Annotated in this window: 2 protein-coding genes and 1 pseudogene; all 3 read right to left on the bottom strand. The window is 71.7% G+C overall.

Going from position 1 to position 18,756, the window contains the following annotated elements; all coding sequences use genetic code 11:
- Positions 1-3,209: type I polyketide synthase (locus tag ACH4TL_RS28790; RefSeq protein WP_398322130.1), on the bottom strand; the 3,209-nt coding region annotated here is incomplete at its 3' end.
- A 25-nt stretch (positions 3,210-3,234) separates the two neighbouring features.
- Positions 3,235-13,083, bottom strand: a complete 9,849-nt coding sequence (locus ACH4TL_RS28795; RefSeq protein ID WP_398321390.1) for a type I polyketide synthase — start codon at positions 13,081-13,083, stop codon at positions 3,235-3,237.
- A gap of 59 nt (positions 13,084-13,142) precedes the next feature.
- Positions 13,143-18,755 (bottom strand): annotated as a pseudogene (locus tag ACH4TL_RS28800) (type I polyketide synthase); the annotation flags it as partial.
- Position 18,756 lies beyond the last annotated feature (1 nt).

Consider the following 18,756-nt stretch of genomic DNA (forward strand, 5'->3'; position numbering starts at 1 on the left):
AACCCCTGAAACACCGGCCCATAGCCATAACCCCGCCCGGCCAGCTCCCCATACAGGCCCGACACATCCACCGCCTCAGCCCCCTCCGGCGGCCAGACGTCGAAGGAGTGGCCGGGGGCCGGTGCCTCGCTCGCGAGCTGGCCGCTGGCGTGGCGAGTCCACGGTGTCTCGGACACCGCATCGTCGGGCCGCGAGTACACCGCAACCGAACGCACACCGTCGGCCTCAACCCCGCCGACCGAGACCTGTACGCGTACCGCACCCGAGTCCGGCACCACCAACGGCGCCTCGATCACCAACTCCCGCAAAGACCCCGCGCCCACCTCATCCCCAGCACGGACCGCCAGCTCCACGAGCGCCGCACCCGGCAGCAGCACCACACCCGACACCGCGTGATCAGCCAGCCACGGCTGAACAGCCAACGACAACCGACCACTGCACACCACACCACCGGTGTCCGGTACGGGCATGACCGTGCTCAGCAACGGGTGCTCCGCCGCCAATGCTCCATCGGCCGCCGGGACGCCAGAGGTCAGCCAGAAGCGCTGCCGCTGGAAGGCGTACGTCGGCAGGTCGACGCGACGCGCGCCCATCCCCGCGAACACCTGCTCCCAGTCCACCTCGACCCCGCGGACGTGCAGTCGTCCTACGGCGGTCAGCAGCGCGCGGGGCTCGTCGGTCACATCGCGGCGGAGGGTCGGCACACCGTCCTCCCCCACCATCGCAGTCAGCACACCATCGGGACCCAGCTCCAGGAACGTGGCCACCCCCTCCGCCCGCAGAGCCTCCACCCCATCGGCGAAACGGACCGTGCCACGCACGTGCTCGACCCAGTACTCCGGCGAACACAGACGCGCAGCGTCGGCCACCTCACCGGTCAGGTTCGACACCACCGGCAGCTGTGGCTGGGCATAGGACAGACCAGCCGCGACCTGACGGAAGTCATCCAACATCCCGTCCATCAGCGGCGAGTGGAAGGCGTGCGACACCCGCAGCCGCTTGGTCCGGCGCCCCTCAAAGCGCCCCGTCACCGCAAGAACCGCGTCCTCGGCTCCGGAGAGCACCAGCGACGTCGGCCCATTGATGGCCGCGATGCTCACGCCCTCGGTCAGCAGCGGGACCACTTCGTCCTCGGCAGCCTCGACCGCCACCATGGCCCCGCCCGCCGGGAGCGCCTGCATCAGCTGGCCCCGGGCCACCACCAAAGCCGCCGCATCCTCCAAGGACCACACACCGGCCACATACGCGGCCACGACCTCACCGATCGAATGCCCCGCAACGAAGTCGGGCCGCACACCCCACGACTCCACCAGCCGGAACAGCGCCACCTCCACCGCGAACAAGGCAGGCTGCGCGAAACCCGTCTCGTCCAGCAGCTCGGACTCGCCGAAGACGACCTCCTTCAACGACCGGCCGAGCAACCCATCCACGGCAGCGCACACCGCATCGAACGCCTCCGCGAACACCGGGTACGCCGCGTACAGCTCACGCCCCATACCGATCCGCTGCGACCCCTGACCGGTGAACACCACACCCAACCGGCCGGAGGCCACCTCCTCACCACGCACCGTGGACAGCGCACCTCGCGCCTCATCCACGGAGTCCGCCACCACCACCGCACGGTGATCAAAGTGCGCCCGCGACACCGCCAACGAGTAAGCAACATCCGTAAGGCTCACCGCGTCATGGGCCTCCAGATAGGCCGCCAGCCGCTCCGCCTGCGCACCCACCGCCTCCGCAGACTTCCCCGACACCACCAGCGGCACCGCACCACCGGAAACGACCCGCTCGGCGGCAGGCTCCTCCACCACCTGCTCCAGCACCACGTGCGCGTTCGTCCCGCTGATACCGAACGACGACACCGCCGCACGCCTCGGCCGATCCACATCCGGCCACTCACGCGCCTCCGTCAGCAGCTCCACCGCACCCGCCGACCAATCCACCTTCGGCGACGGCGCATCCACATGCAGCGTCTTCGGCAGCACACCCCGCCGCATCGCCTCGACCATCTTGATCACGCTGGCGACACCCGCCGTCGCCTGGGTGTGGCCGATGTTGGACTTCAACGAGCCCAGCCACAGCGGAGAGTCAACCGGGCGCCCCTGGCCGTACGTGGCCAGCAGCGCCTGCGCCTCGATCGGGTCGCCCAGCGACGTACCCGTACCGTGCGCCTCCACCGCATCGACATCCGTGCCGATGAGACCGGCGTTGGCAAGGGCCTGCCGGATCACCCGCTGCTGCGAAGGACCATTCGGCGCCGTCAGACCATTCGACGCACCGTCCTGGTTCACCGCCGAACCCCGCACCACAGCCAACACCTGGTGACCGTTCGCCCGAGCATCCGACAACCGCTCCAGCAACAACAGACCGACGCCCTCGGCCCACGCCGTACCGTCCGCACCGGCCGCGAATGCCTTGCACCGGGCGTCCATCGCCAGACCGCGCTGCCGGGAGAACGCGACGAACGCGCCCGGGGAGGCCATCACCGCGACACCTCCGGCCAGCGCCAGCGAGCATTCGCCCGAGCGCAGCGCCTGCGCGGCCAGGTGGATGGCCACCAGGGCCGAGGAGCACGCCGTGTCGATGGTGACCGCGGGGCCTTCGAAGCCGAAGCTGTAGGCCACGCGGCCCGAGGTGACGGCGCCCGCGCTGCCCGTGAGCGCATAGCCCTCGGCGCCCTCCTCGCCCTCCTCCAGGCGGGGGATGTAGTCCTGCGGCTTGGCTCCGGCGAAGACGCCCACGCTGCGGCCGCGCAGTGTGGCCGGGTCGATACCGGCCCGTTCGAAGACCTCCCACGACGTCTCCAGCAGCAGCCGCTGCTGCGGATCCATCGCCAGCGCCTCACGCGGGCTGATGCCGAAGAAGGCCGCGTCGAAGTCCGCGGCGTCGGCGACGAAGCCGCCTTCCCTGACGTACGACGTCCCGGAGCGCTCGGGGTCCGGGTCGTAGATGCTCTCCAGGTCCCAGCCCCGGTCCGACGGGAAGGGGCTGATGCCGTCGGTGCCACCGGCGACGAGCCCCCACAGGTCCTCGGGCGACGCCACCCCGCCCGGCAGGCGGCAGCCCATGGCGACGATCGCGATCGGGTCCGTCTTCTCGGACTCGATCTCGCGCAGCCGCGTCCGGGCCTGGGAAAGGTCGGCGAGCGCACGCTTGAGGTAACCGCGGAGCTTGTCGTCGTTCGTCGTCATGGAAGGTCTCCCCATCAGGAGGTTCGGGCGGTGGTGCCGGCGGTCACGAGGAGCCGAGCTCGCTCTCGGCGAAGTCGAAGAGCTCGTCGTCGGAGGCGGAGTCGAAGTCGAACTCCTCGTCGGCCTCGAAGGCGCCGCCGGACGACGCCCACCTGGTGGCCAGGGCCTGGAGGCGCTTGACCACCTGGGATTTCACCGTGTCCTCCAGGGCCGTGGAGCCGAACGCCGCTTCCAGGCGGTCGAGTTCGGACAGCACGGACGCCTCGGGAGTGACCAATTGACCCAACAGATACTCGGCGAGGGCGGCAGGTGTCGGATGGTCGAACACCGCGGAGGCGGGCAGTGCCAGCCCCGTGGCCGCCGTGAGCCGGTTGCGCAGCTCCACCCCGGTGAGGGAGTCGAACCCGATGTCCTTGAAGGCACGGTCCGGCGCGATGACGTCCTTGCCCGGTCGGCCGAGGACGGTCGCCGCGTCGCCGCGTACCAGCTCCACCAGGGTGCGCCGCTGCTCCGCCACCGCCATCGACGCCAGCCGGTCGGCCAGGGACACACCGGCCGCAGTCGGGGTGCCGCCGGGCGCGCCCGCGGTGCGGCGAGGCCGACGCACCAGCCCCCGCAGCATTGGCGGGAGGAGGTCGGCCGCCGCCTGTTCCGTCAGGGCGGCGACGTCGAACTTCACCGGCGCCAGCACCGCCTCCTCACCCCGCAGACCGACGTCGAACAGGGCCATGCCCTCTTCCGAGGAGAGCGGTTCGACACCGGCGCGGCTCAGCCGGGCCAGATCCGCGTCGCTCAACTTCCCTGTCATGGTGCTCGATTCGGCCCACTGGCCCCATGCCAGGGACACCGCGGGCAGCCCTTGCACCCGACGCCACTGCGCGAACGCGTCCAGGAAAGCGTTCGCCGCCGAGTAGTTGCCCTGCCCCGGGCCGCCGATCATTCCGGACGCCGACGAATACAGGACGAACGCGTCCAGGCCCAGATCGGCGGTCAGCTCGTGCAGTACCCGCGCCGCATCGACCTTCGGCCGGAACACCGCGCCCAGCCGGTCCGGGGTCAGGCTCGCGATCACACCGTCGTCCAGCACCCCGGCGGTGTGCACCACACCGGTCAGCGGCCGGTCATCGGGTACGGCGTCCAGCACCGTACGCAGGGAATCCCGATCCGCCACGTCACACGCGACCAGCGCGACACTCGCCCCGAGCCCTTCCAGCTCGGCCTTCAGCTCCTCGGCACCCGCCACCGCCGGTCCACGACGGCTGGCCAGCACCAGATGGCGGACACCGTGGGCGGACACCACATGGCGGGCGACGACGCCGCCCAGTGTTCCGGTGCCACCGGTGATCAGCACCGTGCCCTCGGGGTTCAGCACCCGCTCCGCACCGGCCCGGGCGAACGCCGCGGAGCTCCTGGCCAGCCGCGGTGCGTAGACGTTCCCCGCCCGCACCGCCACCTGCGGCTCACCCGAGGCCAGCACGGTCGCGATCAGCTCATCGGACGGCTCGCCACCGTCCACGTCCAGCACCACCACACGGCCCGGGTTCTCCGCCTGCGCCGAACGCACCAGCCCCCACACCGCGGCACCCGCGGGGTCGGTCACCTCCGCGTCGCCGAACACCCCGACCGCGCCGCGCGTCACCACGACCAGACGGTGCGCGGCGTCTGCGGACGAGCCGAGGAATGCCTGAAGCCCGGTGAGGACGTGTGCGACCAGCGCGTGGGCGCCCTCGGCTCCGTCCTCGGACGACATCGCTTCCAGCGATGTCACTTCTCCCGAACCGGCGGTGCCTACACGATCGTCCGCAGGCCGCATCGCCACCTGCGACCACTCGACGCGGAACAGCGCGTCATGTCCGGCCGTCGTCCTCAGTTCCTCGTTCGCGATCGCCCGCAGTACGAGCGAGTCCACGGACGCGACCGGCGCACCCGCGCCATCGGCGATCTCCAGCGACATCGACGCGGGGCCGGTGGGCGAGATCCGCACCCGCACCTCCGACGCGCCGGTGGCGTGCAGGGTCACGCCAAACCATTCGGCGGCCCGGCCCGGCAGCCCGGCAGCCTGTGCCGCGGCCTCCAGAAGCGCCGGGTGGATGCCGAAACGCCCGGCGGTGGCCGTGTGCTGCTCGCCGAGTCCGATGTCGGCGAAGACATCGGTGCCGCGCGTCCACACCCGCCGCAGGTCTCCGGGGAGGGCATCGACCGGGGCGGGCTCCGCGTCGGCCGGAGGCCATACGTCCACGTTCACCGGCGGGTTCGCCCCGGCGGCCGCCAGCGACCCGGTCGCATGGCGGGTCCAGGGCGCATCGCCCTTCTCGGGCCTGGAGTAGATGTCCACCGGACGCCGACCCGCGTCGTCCGAGGCACCCACCGAGACCTGCACCCGCACCGAGCCCGTTTCCGGCAGCACCAGCGGCGCCTCGCTCACCAGCTCCGGCAGGGAGCCGACGCCGACCTCGTCACCGGCGCGGAGTGCCAGCTCGACCAGCGCCGACCCGGGTACGACGGGCACACCCGACACCACGTGATCGGCGAGCCATGGCTGCGCGGCCAACGACAACCGGCCGGTGCACACCACACCGCCCGTGTCCGGAACGGCCACCACGGCGCCGAGCAGCGGATGGTCCATCGACACGTCGCTCATGGCGGGTGCGGTCGCGGCCAGCCAGAACTTCTCCTGCCGGAAGGCGTACGTCGGCAGGTCGACGCGACGCGCGCCCATACCCGCGAACACCTGCTCCCAGTCCACCTCGATCCCTCGGACGTGCAGTCGTCCTACGGCGGTGAGCAGCGCGCGGCGTTCGTCGGTCACGTCGCGGCGCAGGGTCGGCACCCCGTCCTGTCCGGTCATCGCGGTCAAGACGCCGTCGGGGCCCAGCTCCAGGAAGGTGCCCACTCCCTGCTTCCGCAGGGCCTCCACACCGTCGGCGAAGCGGACCGTGCCACGCACGTGCTCGACCCAGTACTCCGGCGAGCACAAGCGCTCCGAGTCAGCCGGCTCACCGGTCAGGTTCGACACCACCGGCAGCTGCGGCCGGGCATAGGACAGACCGGCCGCGACCTGGCGGAAGTCCTCCAACATCCCGTCCATCAGCGACGAGTGGAAGGCGTGCGACACCCGCAGCTGCTTGGTCCTGCGGTCCTCAAAGTGCTCCGTCACAGCGAGGACCGCGTCCTCGGCTCCGGAGAGCACCAGCGATGTCGGCCCGTTGATCGCTGCGATGCTCACGCCATCGGTCAGCAGCGGGGCCACTTCGTCCTCGGTGGCTTCGACGGCCACCATCACGCCGCCCGCCGGGAGCGCCTGCATCAGGCGGCCCCGAGCCACCACCAATGCCGCCGCGTCCTCAAGGGACCACACACCAGCCACGTACGCGGCCACGACCTCACCGATCGAATGCCCCGCAACGAAGTCAGGCCGCACACCCCACGACTCCATCAGCCGGAACAGCGCCACCTCCACCGCGAACAGAGCAGGCTGCGCGAAACCCGTCTCATCCATCAGCTCGGAGTCGCCGAAGACGACCTCCTTCAACGACCGGCCGAGGAGAACGTCCACGGCCGCACACACTTGGTCGAACGCCTCCGCGAACACCTGGTACGCCGCGTACAGCTCACGCCCCATACCGACCCGCTGCGACCCCTGACCGGTGAACACCACACCCAACCGGCCGGAAGCCGCCTCCTCACCACGCACCGCGACCAGGGCCTCTCGCGCCGCATCGGCGGAGTCCGCCACCACCACCGCACGGTGATCAAAGTGCGCCCGCGACACCGCCAACGAGTAAGCAACATCCGTCAGGCTCACCGCGTCATGGGCCTCCAGATGGGCCGCCAGCCGCTCTGCCTGCGCACTCACCGCCTCCGGCGACTTGCCCGACACCACCAACGGGACCACACCACCGGAAACAACCCGCTCGGCAACGTCCTCCTCAACGGCGGCCTCCAGCACCACGTGCGCGTTCGTCCCGCCGATGCCGAATGCCGACACGCCCGCGCGCCTCGGGCGATTCGCCTCCGGCCACTCGCGCGCCTCCGTCAGCAGCTCCACCGCACCCGCCGACCAATCCACCTTCGACGTCGGCGCGTCCACGTGCAGTGTCTTCGGCAGCACACCCCGCCGCATCGCCTCGACCATCTTGATGACACCGGCGACACCCGCCGTGGCCCCGGTGTGGCCGATGTTGGACTTCAGGGCTCCCAACCACAGGGGGCGGTCGGCCGGGCGTTCCTGGCCGTACGTGGCCAGCAGCGCCTGCGCCTCGATCGGGTCGCCCAGCGACGTACCCGTACCGTGTGCCTCCACCGCATCGACATCGGCGGACGAGACACCCGCGTTGGCGAGGGCCTGGCGGATCACCCGCTGCTGCGAGGGACCGTTGGGAGCCGTAAGACCGTTCGACGCACCGTCCTGGTTCACCGCGCTGCCCCGCACCACAGCCAGCACCTGGTGCCCATTCGCCCGCGCGTCCGACAACCGCTCCAGCAACAGCAATCCGACGCCCTCGGACCACCCCGTACCGTCCGCGCCGTCGGCGAACGCCTTGCAGCGGCCGTCCGGGGCGAGTCCGCGCTGCCGGGAGAACTCCACGAACACACCCGGAGTGGACATCACGGCGACGCCTCCGGCCAGGGCCAGCGAGCATTCGCCGCTGCGCAGGGCCTGGGTCGCGGAGTGCAGCGCCACCAGGGACGACGAGCATGCCGTGTCGATGGTGAGCGCGGGCCCTTCGAGTCCCAGCGTGTAGGAGATGCGCCCGGAGGCGACGCTTCCCGCGCTGCCGGTCAGCGCGTATCCCTCGGTGCCCTCGGCGCCGCCGCCGAGGCGCGGGGTGTAGTCCTGCGATCCCATGCCGGTGAACACGCCGACGTCCTTGCCGCGCAGGGACGTCGGGTCGATACCGGCGCGTTCGAAGACCTCCCAGGAGGTCTCCAGCAGCAGCCGCTGCTGCGGGTCCATCGCCAGCGCCTCGCGCGGGTTGATGCCGAAGAATCCGGCGTCGAAGGCGGCGACGTCGTGCAGGAAGCCACCGCGGCGGACGTACGACGTGCCTGCGGCGTCCGGGGCGTCGGAGAACAGATTGTCCAGGTCCCAGCCCCGGTCGGTCGGGAAGTCGCAGACCGCTTCGCGTCCCTCGGAGAGCAGGGTCCACAGCTCCTCCGGGGACCGCACCCCGCCGGGCAGTCGGCAGCTCATCGCCACGATCGCGATGGGGTCGTGGGCGGACGCGCCCGGCTCGGCCGCGGGCGCGGCGGCGACGGCCGTAGCGGTCGCGGCAGCGGCGTCGGTCGCCTGATCGCCGAGGAGTTCGGTGCGCAGGTGGTCGGCCAGCGCCACCGGGTTCGGGTAGTCGAAGACCAAGGTGGCGGGGAGCCGCAGCCGGGTGGCGCCCACCAGGCGGTTGCGCAGCTCCACGGCCGTGACCGAGTCGAACCCGATCTCCTTGAACGCCCGCTCCGCCACCACGGTCTCGCGGTCCGCATGCCCCAGTACGGAACCCGCTTCCTCGCGCACCAGATCGGTCAGTGTCCGGCGCTGCTCGGCCTCGGGCAGTTCCAGCAGCCGGGCGCGGAGCGCGGAGGCGGCGGCGTCCGGGGTGTCATCGCTGGTGGCGGCCAGCAGGTCGGTGACCTCCGGAAGACCGCGCAGCAGGGGGCGCGGCCGCGCCATGGTGAACGTCGGGGCGAAGCGGTTCCAGTCCATTCCGGCGACGACCAGGTGGGTCCGGTCGTGCTCGACCGCCTGCGCCAGTGCGGAAACGGCGAGGTGCGGGGCCATGAGGGTGACGCCGAGCCGGGTCATCTCGGCGGCCATCGCCTCGTCCACCATGCCACCGCCGTCCCAGGCGCCCCAGGCGATCGAGGTGGCGGTGCGGCCTCGGGCGCGGCGGCGGTGGGCCAGGGCGTCGAGGTAGGCGTTGGCACCGGCGTACGAGGTGAGGCCGGAGCTGCCCCAGGCGGTGGCGCCGGAGGAGAAGAGCACGAACGCGTCCAGCTCGTGATCGGCCAGCAGCTCGTCGAGATGCCGGGCCCCGGCGATCTTGGCGTTGCCCATCTCGACGAATCGCTCCACGTCGAGTTCGGACAGGGGTGCCTCGGTCTGGTTCGCCCCGGCGAGGTGCAGTACGGCGGTCAGGGGGTGTTCGTCGGGGACGAGGCCGAGCAGCGCGGCCACGGCGTCCCGGTCGGCGACGTCGCAGGCGGCGATGGTCACCCGCGCGCCCCGTTCCTCCAGCTCGGCGCGGAGGTCGGCGGCGCCCGGGGCGTCGTCGCCCCGGCGGCTGGTGAGGATCAGATGTGCGGCACCCTGTTCGGCCAGCCACCGGGCCACGTGTGCGCCGGTGCCACCGGTGCCACCGGTGATCAGTACGGTCCCGGACGGTGTCCAGGGGGTGGTGGGCGGGCCGTCCAGGGGTGCGCGCAGCATGCGTCGGGCGTAGAGGCCGTCGGTGCGGATGGCGAGCTGGTCCTCGCCGTCCGCCGCCGCCAGCGCCGCGCAGAGCAGGCCGATCGTGTGGCCGTCAGCGTCGCCGTCGGTGTCGGCGGGCAGGTCGACCAGCCCGCCCCAGGTGTCCGGGTGGTCCAGCGCCAGTACGGTGCCGACCCCCCACATCATGTGCTGGAGTTCGCTGGTCAGCTCGGCGGAGTCGGCCACCGCGACGCCGCCGGAGGTGACGGCCCAGAGGGGTGCGGTGATGCCCGCGTCGCCGAGTGCCTGCACCAGGGTGACGGTGTTGATCGTGCCCCGTGACCAGCTGGAGTGGACGGGGTGGGGGCGGTCGTCGAGCGCGAGGAGGGACAGGACACCGGCCACGGGCTCGTCGGGCAGCAGTTCGGCGAGTTGCTTGCGCTCGCTGTCGTCGGCCTCGACGCGGAGGATGCGTACGCCGCGCTCGGTGAGGCCGTCGAGGATCGCGTCGGTGAACGGGCTCGGCCCGGCGCCGAGCGCCACGAGCCAGGTGCCGGAGGCCGTGTGGGGGCCGGGGTTCACCCGCTCCCAGTCGAGGCGGTATCGCCATCCGTCGACGACGGACTGTTCGTGCTGTCGCCGCCGCCAGGACGACAGCGCGGGCACCACCTGGTCCAGCACCGAGGCGTCCAGGTGCAGATCGTCGGCGAGGGCGCCGGTGTTCCCGGAGTCGATGGCGGCCCAGAACGCCGCGTCGGCCGGGTCGGCTGCCTGCTTCGGCTTGTCGCCCGCGTCCAGCCAGTAGCGCTGGTGCTGGAAGGGGTAGGTGGGCAGGGTGACATGGCGGGTGTTGTCCTGGTCGAACGCGGCCGACCAGTCCACCTCCACCCCGGCCACGTACGCCTCGCCCACCGACCGCAGGAAGCGCTCCAGTCCGCCCTCGCCACGCCGGAGCGATCCGACCGCCGCGCCCTCGACGCCGGCCGCGTCCATCGACTCACCCAGCACGAACCCCAGCACCGGATGCGGGCTCATCTCCACGAACACCCGGCGCCCGCCGTCCAGCAGCGACTGGGTCACGTCCCCCAGCAACACCGTCTGCCGCAAGTTCCGGTACCAGTACGCGGCATCCAGATCGGCGGTGTCCATCACCTCACCGGTCACCGTCGAATGGAACGGAATCCGCGAGGACACCGGACGCACCGCGCCCAGTACCTCCAGCAACTCCGCCTCGACCTGCTCCACCTGAGCCGAATGCGACGCGTAGTCCACCGGAACCCGCCGGACCCGCACCCCCTCCGACTCCAACGCCTCCATCAGCGCGTCCAGTGCACCGGCCTCACCGGCCACCACCGTGGACGACGGACCATTGACCGCCGCCACCGACAGCCCCTCGCCCAAACGCCCCGCCACCACATCCGAGGGCAACGCCACAGACGCCATACCCCCGCCACCGGCCAGCCGCGACGCGATCACCTGACTGCGCCGCGCCACCACCAACGCGCCATCCTCCAAAGACAGCCCGCCCGCCACACACGCCGCCGCGATCTCCCCCTGCGAATGCCCCACCACGCCCACCGGCTCCACGCCGAACGACCGCCACAACCCCGCCAGCGACACCATCACCGCCCACAACACCGGCTGGACGACATCGACCCGCTCCAGCATGGCCTCATCGCCCAGCACATCGCGGAGCGACCAGTCCACGAAGGGCGCCAGCGCCGTTTCACACGCGGCCATGTGCTCCGCGAACACCTCGGACGACGCGATCAGTTCGCTCGCCATACCCACCCACTGCGCCCCCTGCCCCGGGAACACGAACACCACATCCCCGGACCCCGCACCGCCCGCGCCCGTGCCCGTCAACCCCGACAGCCCACCCGCAGCCTCACCACACGAACCCGCGACCACCACACCACGGCAGTCGAACTCCACCCGCGATCGCACCAGCGACGCCGCCACGTCGCGCAGCTCGACCTCAGGGTTCTTGGCCAGGAAGGACGCCAGACGCCCGGCCTGCGCGGTCAGCGCCTCCGGCGACTTCGCGGACAGCACCAGCGGCACCACACCCTCCGGCACCGGCCCCCGTTCGACGACCTCGCTCTCCGCCGCTTCGAGAACCACATGGGCATTGGTGCCACTGAGCCCGAAGGAGGAGACGCCGACGCGGCGCGGCTCCTCGCGCCGCGGCCACGCGCGGGCCTCGGTCAGCAGCTCCACCGCGCCCGCGGACCAGTCCACTTCCGGTGTCGGCGCGTCCACGTGCAGCGTCTTCGGCAGCACACCGTGCCGCATGGCCTCGACCATCTTGATGACCGCGGCCACACCGGCCGCAGACTGAGCGTGGCCGATGTTGGACTTCAGCGACCCCAGCCACAGGGGGCGGTCCTCCGCGCGCTCCTGCCCGTACGTCGCCAGCAGCGCCTGCGCCTCGATCGGATCACCCAGCGACGTACCCGTACCGTGCGCCTCCACCGCATCCACATCCACCGCCGACAACCGCGCATTCGCCAACGCCTGACGAATCACCCGCTGCTGCGCCGGACCATTCGGCGCCGTCAACCCATTCGACGCACCATCCTGATTCACCGCACTGCCCCGCACCACAGCCAACACCTCATGGCCAAGACGCCGCGCATCCGACAACCGCTCCAGCAACAGCAGCCCGACGCCCTCGGAGAAGCCGGTCCCGTTGGCGCCCGCCGCGAACGCCCTGCACCGGCCGTCCGGGGAGAGCCCGCGCTGGCGGGAGAACTCCACGAACATCTGGCTGTCGGACATGACGGCCGCGCCACCGGCGAGCGCCATCTCCGACTCGCCGGAGCGCAGCGACTGCACGGCGAGGTGGATGGCCACCAGCGACGACGAGCAGGCGGTGTCCACGGTCACCGACGGGCCTTCGAGGCCCAGGGTGTACGAAACCCGGCCCGAGGCGAAGCTTCCCGCGCTGCCCCGCCCCAGGTAGGCCTCCAGGTCCTCGGGGACCTCGTGCACCCGGGGGGCGTAGTCGTGGTGCATCACGCCGGTGTAGAAGCCGACGTTCCGCCCGCGCAGCGAGGTCGGGGGGATTCCGGCGCGTTCGAAGACCTCCCACGAGGTTTCCAGCAGCAGCCGCTGCTGCGGGTCCATGGCAAGGGCCTCACGCGGGGAGAGCCCGAAGAACGCCGCGTCGAATCCCGTGGCGTCCTCGATGAAGCCGCCCTCGCGCACGTAGGACTTCCCGGGCACGTCGGGGTCCGGGTCGTACAGCCCCGCCACGTCCCAGCCGCGGTCCGCGGGGAACTCCGAGATGGCGTCCACACCCTCGGACACCAGCCGCCACAGGTCCTCGGGAGAGGCCACCCCGCCCGGCAGACGGCAGGCCATGCCGACGATCGCGATGGGTTCCCACGACTTTTCCTCGATCTCGCGCAGCCGCCGCGTGGCCTGACGCGCGGTGGCGACAGCCTTGTTGAGGTAGTCGCGGTACTTCGTGTTGTCCACCATGGAAGGTCAGCTCCTCGCGGGAATCCAGCGGGCCGGGGCGTCAGGAATCACTGAATTCGTCAGGAAATACTGAATTCGTTGTCGATGATGTCGAAGACCTCGTCGTCACTCACCGAGGCGAGATCGTCGTCGGTCTCGCCGGTGCCGGTGGCGGTGGCGTCCGGGCTCCACTTGGCCGCGAGGGCCTGGAGGATCGTGGTGACCCGGCCGCGTACGGCGGGGTCGTCGGCCACCGAGGCGAGCGAGGCCGCCAGCTTCTCCGCCTCGGTCACCGCGTGGTGGACGGCGGGACCGCTGTCCGGGACCAGTCCTTCCCGCAGGTGGGGCACCAGGACCTCGGGGGTCGGGTGGTCGAAGAGCAGGGTGGCGGGCAGCCGCATCCCGGTGGCCGCGGACAGCTTGTTGCGCAGTTCGACGGCGGTGAGCGAGTCGAGCCCCAGCTCCTGGAAGGCCCGGCCCGGCTCGATGGCCGCCACGCCGGTGTGTCCGAGCACCACCGCCGCCTCGGCCCGCACCAGTTCCAGCAGGACGGCCGTCTGCTCGTTCTCGGCGAGTCCGGCGAGGCGTCGGCGGAGCGAGTCGGCCGTGGCGAGGTCGGTGCGCCGGGCCCTGGCCTCGGCGGCGACGATGCGGCGGGCCTCGGGCAGGCCCTGGAGCAGTGCGCTCGGCCGGGCGGAGGTGAAGGCCGGGACGAACTTCTTCCAGTCGATGCCGGCGATGGTCATCGTGGTCTCGCCGCCGGTCAGCAGCTGCTCCAGCGCGGAGAGCAGCGGCTCGGGCGGTACGGGTCCGATGCCCTGGCGGCGCAGCTGGGGCGCCGAGGTGGCGTCGACCATGCCACCGCCCGCCCAGGCTCCCCAGGCCACCGAGGTGGCGGGCTTGCCGAGGCCGCGCCGGTGCTGGGCCAGGGCGTCCAGGGAGGCGTTGGCGGCGGAGTAGGCGCTCTGGCTGCCGCTCCCCCACACTCCGGCGATCGAGGAGAACAGCACGAACGCGTCGAGGGAAGCCCCGTCGAGCAGTGCGTCGAGGTGTGCGGCCCCGGCGACCTTCGCGGACACGATGTCGGCGAATTCCGCCACGGTGGTGTCGGCGAGGGCGCCGAAGCCGTTGACTCCGGCGGCGTGCACCACCGCACGGACCGGGTCCCCGTCGGCCTCCAGCCGCCGCAGGAGTTCCGCGAGCGCCTGCCGGTCCGCCACATCGCAGGCGCCGAGGGTCACGCGGGCGCCCATCGCGGTGAGTTCGGCTTCGAGTTCGGTGGCACCGGCGCTGTCCGCGCCCCGGCGGCTGACGAGTACGAGGTGTTCGGCGCCCTTCCCCGCGAGCCACCGCGCGACATGGCCGCCGAGCGCTCCCGTACCGCCGGTGATGAGGACCGTGCCCGAGGGCTGCCACGCGGGCTGGTCAGCGGGGATGTCGAGCTGTGCGCGCTCCAGGCGGCGTACGGACGCCCCGTCCTCGCGCAGCGCGAACTGGTCCTCGCCCTCGCAGCCCCCGCCCAGTACGGCGGCCAGCCGCGCACCGGCCGGTGCGTCGAGCTTTTCGGGCAGGTCGACCAGTCCACCCCAGCGCGCGGGGTGTTCCAGTGCGGCCACCTGGCCGAGGCCCCAGTGGGCGGCCTGGGCCGGGCACCGTACGGGGTCAGTGGCATGGGCGGCATCGGTGGTCACCGCGCCCTGGGTGGCCGACCACAGCGGTGCGTCGATCGCGGCGTCGCCCAGCGCCTGGACCAGGGTGAGCGCCGCCGCGAGCCCCCGGGTGACGCCCGGCCGGTCGGGGAGCGCGGTCTCGTCCAGGGCGAGCAGCGACAGTACGCCCGTGACGTCGTGCCCCTCGGCCTGGTCACCGATCCGCCGGGTGAGCGCGGCACGGTCGGCGTCGGCCACCGGCAGCAGCAGGGGCTGTGCGCCGTGCTCGCTCAGGGCGGCGAGGCTCGCCCGTACGACATCGCCGTCCGCGTGCGCGGCGGGCGCCGCGACCAGCCAGGTGCCCGTGAGCGAGGGTGCGTCGGGCAGGTCGGCCGGGACCCAGCTGGTCCGGTACGTCAGGCTGTCGAGGCCGGACGCACGGTTCTGCCGCGCCAGCCGGGCTTCGGCGAGCTGTTCCGGTGTGACCTGCCGCCCGATGAGCGCGTCGATCCGTGCGACGGGCATGCCACCGGCGTCGGTGACGGTCACCTGCCACACGTCGTCGCCCTGGGGGACGAAGTGTGCGCGCAGCCGTGCGGCGCCGTGCGCCCACAGCGTGACCCCGTTCCAGGAGAACGGCAGCCGGGGAAGCCCGGTGCCGTAGATCAGCGGGGCGTGCAGCGACGCGTCGAGGAGCGCGGGGTGCAGGGCGAACCGGGAGGCGTCCTCCCGCTGCTGTTCCGGCAGGGCCACCTCGGCGAAGATCTCCTCGCCGCGGGTCCACACCGCTCGCAGCCCCTGGAACGCGGGCCCGTACTCGTATCCGCGCTCCGCGAGTCGCGCGTACACCGTGTCGACGTCCAGCGGTACGGCGGTGGCCCCGGCCGGTGGCCAGACCGCGGGCGGTTCGGTGGGTTCCGGGGTCTCGGCCACCAGGGTGCCGCTGGCGTGGCAGGTCCACTCCGCGTGGGCGCCCTCCGCCGCCGTCCCGGGCTCGGGCCGGGAGTACACGGACACGGCCCGGCGGCCGGTCCCGTCCGCCCCGCCGACCTCGACGCGCACCTGGATGTCGGTGTCCACCGGCAGGATCAGGGGCGCCTCGATGACCAGTTCCTCGATGACACCGCAGTCGACCTCGTGGCCCGCGCGGAGGACCAGGTCCACGAAGCCGGTGCCGGGCAGCAGAGCCGTGCCCCACACCGCGTGGTCGGCCAGCCAGGGGTGCGTACGGGTGGACCAACGACCGCTGAACACAAGGGCGTTGGAGCCTGGCAGCTCCACTGCCGCGCCGAGCAGCGGGTGGTCCGGCGCGGACAGTCCCGCCGTCGCCACATCGCCCCGCGGACGCTCGGCCCGCAGCCAGTAGCGCTCGTGCTGGAAGGGGTAGGTGGGCAGGGTGACATGGCGGGTGTTGTCCCGGTCGAACGCGGCCGACCAGTCCACGTCCACGCCCGCCGCATACGCCTCACCCAGTGATGACAAGAAGCGCCGCAGACCACCCTCGTCGCGCCGCAGCGAACCCACCACCACGCCGTCGACGCCCGCCGCGTCCATCGATTCACCCAGCACGAACCCCAGCACCGGATGCGGACTCATCTCCGCGAACACCCGACGTCCGCTGTTCAGCAGCGACCCGGTCACCTCACCCAGCAATACCGGCTGCCGCAAATTCCGGTACCAGTACCCCGCATCAAGGTCAGCGGTGTCGATCAATCCGCCCGTCACCGTGGATTGGAAGGGAATCGAGGAGGACACCGGGCGTATCGAGCCCAGCACCTCCAGCAATTCGGTCTCGATCTGCTCCACCTGAGCCGAATGCGACGCGTAATCCACCGGAATCCGCCGGACCCGCACCCCCTCCGACTCCAGCACCGTGGTCAAAGCCTCCAGCGCGGCCACCTCGCCCGCCACCACCGTGGACGACGGACCGTTGACCGCCGCCACCGACAGCCCCTCGCCCAAACGCTCCGCCACCACGTCCGACGGCAACGACACCGATGCCATCCCGCCCCCACCGGCCAGCCGCGACGCGATCACCTGGCTGCGCCGCGCCACCACCAACGCACCATCCTCCAAGGACAGCCCGCCCGCCACGCACGCCGCCGCGATCTCCCCCTGCGAATGCCCCACCACGCCCACCGGCTCCACGCCGAACGACCGCCACAGCCCCGCCAGCGACACCATCACCGCCCACAACACCGGCTGCACCACATCCACCCGCTCCAACGCGAACTCATCGCCCAGCACATCGAACAGAGACCACCCCACATACGGCGCCAACGCCTCACCACACCGCTCCATCCAGCCCGCGAAAACCTCGGACTCCCCCAACAACTCGACCGCCATACCCACCCACTGCGCCCCCTGCCCCGGGAACACGAACACCACATCCCCGGACCCCACACCGCCCGCGCCCGTGGCCACCAACCCCGACAGCCCACCCGCAGCCTCACCACACGAACCCGCCACCACCACACCGCGGCAATCGAATGCCGGACGTGCGGCCAGCGACGCCCCCACATCGGGAAGCGCGACCGTGGGGTTCTCGGCCAGGAAGGACGCCAGACGCCCGGCCTGCGCGGTCAGCGCCTCCGGCGACTTCGCGGACAACACCAGCGGCACCACACCGTCCGGCGCCGCCCCCCGCTCGACGACCTCGCTCTCGACCGCTTCGAGAATCACATGGGCGTTGGTGCCACTGATGCCGAACGAGGACACCCCCGCCCGGCGCGGGCGACCCGTCTCCGGCCACGCACGCGCCTCCGTCAGCAGCTCAACGGCACCCTCGGACCAGTTCACCGCCGATGTCGGCGCGTCCACGTGCAGCGTCTTCGGCAACACACCCCGGCGCATCGCCTCGACCATCTTGATCACACCGGCGACACCCGCCGCAGCCTGCGCATGGCCGATGTTCGACTTCAGCGAGCCCAGCCACAGGGGACGGTCCTCGGCGCGCTCCTGCCCGTACGTCGCCAGCAGCGCCTGCGCCTCGATCGGATCACCCAGCGACGTACCCGTACCGTGCGCCTCCACCGCATCCACATCCACCGCCGACAACCGCGCATTCGCCAACGCCTGACGAATCACCCGCTGCTGCGCCGGACCATTCGGCGCCGTCAACCCATTCGACGCACCATCCTGATTCACCGCACTGCCCCGCACCACAGCCAACACCTCATGGCCAAGACGCCGCGCATCCGACAACCGCTCCAACAACAGCAGCCCGACACCCTCGGCCCACCCCGTGCCGTCGGCGGCCTCCGCGAACGCCTTGCACCGGCCGTCCACCGCCAGACCGCGCTGCCGCGAGAACTCGACGAAGCTCCCCGGCGTGGACATCACGCACACGCCACCGGCCAGCGCCAGCGCGCACTCGCCCGAACGCAGCGCCTGCGCGGCCAGATGCATGGCCACCAGCGACGACGAACACGCGGTGTCCACCGTCACCGCCGGGCCCTCGAAACCGAAGGTGTACGACACCCGGCCGGACACCACGCTGCCCGCACCGCCGGTCAGCACATAGCCTTCGATCTCCTCGGACCCCGTGCCCATGCGGGGCGCGTACTCCTGACCGGCGACACCGGCGAACACCCCGACGTGGCGGTCGGGCAGCTCGGCGGGGTCGATCCCGGCCCGTTCGAAGACCTCCCACGACGTCTCCAGCAGCAGCCGCTGCTGCGGGTCCATGGCCAGCACCTCGCGCGGGCTGATGCCGAAGAATCCCGCGTCGAACCCGGCGACGTCGTCGAGGAAGCCGCCCTCGCGCACGTACGACGTCCCGGACGCGTCCGGATCGGGGTCGTACAGGCCCGCCAGATCCCAGCCACGGTCGGCCGGGAAGTCCGAGATCCCGTCCACGCCCTCGGACACCAGCCGCCACAGCTCCTCGGGATTGCCCACCCCGCCCGGCAGACGACAGGCCATGGCGACGATCGCGATGGGTTCCGTCCGTGCGCTCTCGGCCTCGCGCAGCCGCTCACGGGTCTTCTGGAGCTCGGTCGAGACCCGCTTGAGGTAAGCGAGGGACTTGTCGTCGTTCGTCATG

The sequence above is a fragment of the Streptomyces sp. NPDC021115 genome (assembly GCF_044333065.1).
Taxonomy (GTDB): Bacteria; Actinomycetota; Actinomycetes; order Streptomycetales; family Streptomycetaceae; genus Streptomyces.